This window comes from Pseudoflavonifractor sp. BSD2780061688st1 E11 (assembly GCF_005844125.1).
Classification (GTDB): Bacteria; Bacillota; Clostridia; order Lachnospirales; family Lachnospiraceae; genus Sellimonas; species Sellimonas catena.
Genome location: NZ_SPHM01000073.1, coordinates 1 through 4,965 on the forward strand (window position 1 = coordinate 1; position 4,965 = coordinate 4,965).

The 4,965-nt window shown below is 48.7% G+C and carries 5 protein-coding genes and 1 pseudogene; all 6 read right to left on the reverse strand.

Features of this window, described 5'->3' with window-relative positions; translation table 11 throughout:
• Positions 1-60: 60 nt before the first annotated feature.
• The gene (locus tag FGQ85_RS17810) at positions 61-924 is read right to left on the reverse strand and encodes a VirB6/TrbL-like conjugal transfer protein, CD1112 family (RefSeq protein ID WP_243128608.1); all 864 of its coding nucleotides are present in this window, start codon (positions 922-924) and stop codon (positions 61-63) included.
• Between the two features lie 73 nt (positions 925-997).
• Positions 998-1,213, reverse strand: coding sequence for a Maff2 family mobile element protein (locus FGQ85_RS17815; RefSeq protein WP_002604482.1), 216 nt, complete (start codon positions 1,211-1,213; stop codon positions 998-1,000).
• Positions 1,214-1,280: 67 nt separating this feature from the next.
• Positions 1,281-3,062 carry a VirD4-like conjugal transfer protein, CD1115 family gene (locus FGQ85_RS17820; RefSeq protein WP_002604483.1) on the reverse strand — a complete coding sequence of 594 codons (1,782 nt, stop codon included), beginning with the start codon at positions 3,060-3,062 and terminating at the stop codon, positions 1,281-1,283.
• Positions 3,059-3,532, reverse strand: coding sequence for a PcfB family protein (locus FGQ85_RS17825; RefSeq protein ID WP_002604484.1), 474 nt, complete (start codon positions 3,530-3,532; stop codon positions 3,059-3,061). The genes FGQ85_RS17820 and FGQ85_RS17825 overlap by 4 nt, the downstream gene beginning before the upstream one ends.
• 36 nt (positions 3,533-3,568) lie before the next feature.
• Positions 3,569-4,513 carry a DUF6017 domain-containing protein gene (locus FGQ85_RS17830; protein ID WP_002604485.1) on the reverse strand — a complete coding sequence of 315 codons (945 nt, stop codon included), beginning with the start codon at positions 4,511-4,513 and terminating at the stop codon, positions 3,569-3,571.
• A 158-nt stretch (positions 4,514-4,671) separates the two neighbouring features.
• A pseudogene (locus FGQ85_RS17835) lies at positions 4,672-4,860 on the reverse strand (hypothetical protein); the annotation flags it as partial.
• Positions 4,861-4,965 lie beyond the last annotated feature (105 nt).

Sequence of the window (4,965 nt, forward strand, 5' to 3'; positions counted from 1 at the left end):
TACTTTCTTGCTAAACATGGTGTAAAAACCGGCTTCAGCAGAATTTATCGGTCTTATTTTTTACGAGGCATTAAATACGGATTTTGCAAGGCTTCCCGTTTTGAAAAGCGTAAAACACAAGAGGACGGTATAGCCCATGCAAGACCAGATCGCGCCGGATATGTCATCGGTTGCTGCGATTGTCTGTATCAAAACCGCATAAATACCGACGCACACAAGAATTAGAAAAGCCTGAAAACCGAGGGCAAGCAAGGATTTTAAGTAGTTCTGTCCCATGCCGCCCCATTCACGATTTACCATTGTCGCAACGGGGATAGGGGCGATACTCGTTACAAGGTATATTTCAATCATGCGCCCGTACACCACCAGCATGATACAGATAGACAACGCTTTCATGGTAAGCCCCACAAAGAGTGATTGAAACCATAGCCCCAAAAGCCCGCCGACGCTCATAGCGTCCAGCTTTGCTTCTATATCGGTGATAACGGTTGCAATATCTATGCTTGTGTCGGATATGATAACGCCCGCGCTGTCGTTGACGACGCTCTGTGTAATGTCAAATACGCCCATGACGATGTTCCAAGTATTTGTTACCAGCAGCACCGCAACAAAGGTTTTGAAAATCCACTTGAAGAAAATCCAAGTGTCGAGATCGTGCAGATTGTTTTTCTCAATTACAAGCTGGATTAGTTCGTAGCACATGACAAAGGTAATGATAACGCCCGCAATCGGCACAATGACGTTTTCCGATAGGCTGCGTATCATATTGAATATGCCCGCGTTCCACCCGGCGGGGGTTGTGCCGACTTGCGTTGCGATTTCTCCAACCTCTGTATTTACGCTGTCGAACAGCCCGGAGAGATTAGAGAGTATTCCGTCTGTCAAAATGCCGCGAAACCAATCTTCAATCATCTGCCATATCAAAAGCTAATCCCTCCTTTCCCGCGCCCTCCCGCGTGAAGCGGGAGAGCGCGGCGGGTAGTGTTAGTTTGTGGCATTATCCAAACAGGCCGGAGAGCAGCGGGACAAGGGTAAGGCCGATAAGGGCAACGCCGCCGCCCGCCATCAACTGTTTCATGCCCTGCGACTTCGCGCCGGGGTTATCGTTGCCGTACCCCTCCATGAGGTTAATGCCGCCCCAAATGCCAAGTCCTGCGCCAAGCGCGATTACCAAAGTCTGCAATACGTCAACTGCGCTGTTGAAAAAATCCATATAAACCTCGCTTTCTGCCGCTAAAACGGCTCAAAAAATGTTGTTGGAAATAAAAATGCCGCCGTTTTTATTCGGCGGCTGCGTCCTCGTCGGACAAATCTATTTCGTATATGTCAAAGGGTTCGTCGGGCTTTACGATTGCCGGACGGGTGGACATATACCGTTCAACGTCAAAAGCGTTTTTCTTGTCGAAGTCGGAAAGGTATTTGTAGTTCGGGTGCTGCGTTATATCGTACTTATCGCTGAAAAAGGGGCGCACGCCGCGCAACTGCAAAATACATTTTCCTCCGTCCATAACTGCGATTTCGTCCTGTGTCATCAACTCCTTTCCCAATTTCTGATAATTGAGGCCATGAGAAACCTGCGTGCCGCGATTTTCGGAAGTGTTGAAACTGTCGATTGTTTCACGTCCCAAGTTCTCCGAAATATCCTTTGCATTTTTCCCGCGCCCTCCCAAAAACAAGGTGCTGTCGGCATTGTCAAGTATGATTTCTGCCGCGTCCTTGTAAATGGCTTTTAGCTGGCTCTGCGATTGCAGAATGATAGAAGCCGAGATTTCCCGGCTGCGGATTGTGGCAATCAATTTTTCAAACTGCGGGATTTGTCCAATGTTTGCAAACTCGTCTAACAGGCAGCGAACATGAACCGGCAGCTTGCCGCCGTATTCGTCGTCGGCCTTGTCGCACAAGAGATTAAATAACTGCGATTGCAGCATAGCGATAACAAAATTAAACGTGCTGTCCGTATCGCTCATAATCAAAAACAAAGCTGTTTTTCTGTCGCCTAACGTGTCAAGTTCTAATTCGTCGTAGGACATAAGATCGCGCAATTCCTTTATATCAAAAGGAGCGAGCCTCGCACCGCAAGAAATGAGGATTGATTTTGCGGTTTTGCCCGCCGCCAATTTATATTTTCGGTACTGCTTCACCGCGAAATGGTCGGGGTCGCGTTCTTCCAAGTCGGCAAACAGCAAATCGACGGGGCTTTGATATTCCTCGTCGTCCTCGCGGGCTTCGCTGGCGTTGATAAGTTCCAACAGGGTAATAAAGTTCATTTCCTCGGCGGGGGCTTCGTACCAGATGTAGCCCACCAACGCGCAATACAAAAGCCGTTCTGCCTTTACCCAAAAATCCTCCGCGCTTTTTTCTCCCTCACCTTTGGTATTCGCTATCAACGTATTTACCAGCTTCAAAATATCTTTCTCGCTGCGGATATACACAAAGGGGTTGTAGTGCATAGATTTTTTGAAGTTAATCGTATTCAGTACCTTAATGCGGTAGCCCGCCCGTTGCAGCAGCTTCCCGCACTCAATCAAAACCGTACCTTTCGGGTCGGTTAAGACGTAAGAGGAATGAAGCTGCATTAGATTAGGTTTGACAAAAAATCTTGTTTTTCCGCTGCCGCTGCCGCCGATCACGACGACGTTCTTATTTCTCGCGTACTTCGGCTGCTTCGGGCGGCTGTTCATGGTAAGCCGTTCCGTCTGCGTCAAAATGATGTTGTTTTGGAAATCCGGGTCTATGTAGGGCTTTATATCTTCGGCGTTTCCCCATCGGGCAGAGCCGTACTCCGCGCCCTTGCGGTATTTCTTCGCGTTTTTCCCTTTGACATAGACTATCAAGCGGATAATCACCGCACCGACAATGCCGACAAGCAAATCCAACGGGTAAACGCTCGGCAAGGCGTTTTCAAAGGCTGCGGAAAATCCTTGTGTGATATTCAGTATCTTTGCAGAAATATCCGCGCCGGGGGCAAGCCGCACCGCCTGTCCGACTTTATCAAAGAGATAGACAAAGAACACATAGGGGATATTCGGAAGTATCAGCTTTTTGTAGTTGATCTGCTTCATATCTCGCGCCCCCTGTCCATTTTCTTTACCTTGTCGCGGGCGGCGTTAAGCTGCTTCGCCTTGTCCTTTGCAGCGGCAAGGGCTTTGCGGATAGAGGGCTTTTTCTCCCGGTTCAGCTTCTTTGCGGAAAACTCTTGAAACGCTGCGGTCATAACGTCCGCGTCCCGGCCTTTGAAAAACACAAGGTAACGGGTCTGCTCGCCCTTAACCTTTTTTAGCGAAAAATCTATGTTGTATTTCTTCGCCGTACTCTCAAAGGCTTTAATATTGCTGTCGGTGATCTCGATGTTGGAAACACCCGCGTTCTGCTTCATAAGCTGCCGCATGGTCTGTTTCCCATGCGCGGGTTTGCTTTTCTGCTCCAAAAACTTTTGGATTGCTTTCTGTAACGCCTGTTCGGTAAGCCGCGCCGCGCCTTTTCCCACTTTGACGTATAGGGCAATCGTTTTTTGGGTTACTTCCTCCTGCAAGGTATCAACTCCTTTCCCGGTAAAGTGCGGCTATGCTCATTCGCCGCCGTATAAGTCGTGATTGACAAGGGCGGTATAGTAGCTGTCAATGGTACTCGGCGCGTTGAACAGCACCGCTTTTAGATACTGCTTGATGTTGCGCACTTTGGTTGTGTTCTCCCTCATGCAATCCAAAACAAACTCAATATGGCTGCTGTTCAGCTTCAAAAACTTGGATTTCACCAATTCGGCGGGGTAGTCGTCCCCGGCAATACGGATTGTCTTTCGGGCTGTGCAGACGGTTTCCAGCATAAGGTCAACAATCTCGTCCAAACGGTCTTTGTCAATTTTGCAGTTTTGAATGAGATGGTCGTATTCGATATTGTCCTTGATAATCTCCCTGTAAATCTCTACTGCGCTATTGCTTTTCGCTTCCGTTCTTTTCCTTTCCGGCGGCGTAGCCGCTTCGCCATGCGCAAAGGGCAAGGGGTTTAGGGAATGGAAAGGAATGGAATCGGTACTTGATAAATCAGTAATTGATTGTTCTTTACTTAATATATCTTTATTTAATTGCGTTGGATTTTCCAACGTAGGTTTTTCCTGCGTAGGTTTTTCCAACGTTGGATTATCCAATGTTGGATTTTCCAATGTAGGTAAATCCAATATAGGCGGCTGTCCGCCGCTGGTAGCTGCTTCCGGCTCTCGCGGCTGCGGCTGCTCGTATATGACGTAATCTGCGCCCCGCAAGCGTCCCTTTTCGTCGCGCTCCCGGCTGCGCACGATATATCCGGCTTTTTCGAGTTCCTTTACCGCTTCGCGGATTGCGTCGATCTTCTCCCGGTTGATATGGGATAAGCCCGCAAGGGTATAATCCCAATCTTCGGGCAGCGAAAGCATTTGCGACAACAAGCCCTTTGCCTTTAAGGACAATTCCTTGTTTCGCAAGTGGTGGTTGCTCATAACGGTATATCCCGTATTTCGCTCCACTCTGAAAACTGCCATATTTCCTCACTTCCTCTCTTGGTATGCGTGGACAATTAGAAAGCCGTTTTCGGCTGTTTTGGTATTGCAATATGCCCTTTGCCGTTTTCGCGTCTGCAAAGCCGCATGGCACAAGGGCTTTTGCCCGTCTATTTGTCCATGCTGGCGTGCGTTTTCCGCGTCCTTTTGCCGGGGCAATAGGGACACTCTTTGAAAACGCAAAACTCATATTTCCACCCGGGGCGGTAGAAACGGCAAGTGCCGCAATCTTCATCATCTCCGGCACAACCGGATTGATAGCGGTCAAATCCCGGCTTCTGCTGCATGAGCAATTCAAACGCCCGCTGCTTGCCCTTTGTGAAATACATTCCGGCTGCACCTCCTTTCCTGCGGGCATAAAAAAGTGTCTTCGACACTTCAGCCCCCTAGCCCCCATTCATGGGGGAATTGGGGGTTTCTTTTTATGTGTTTTT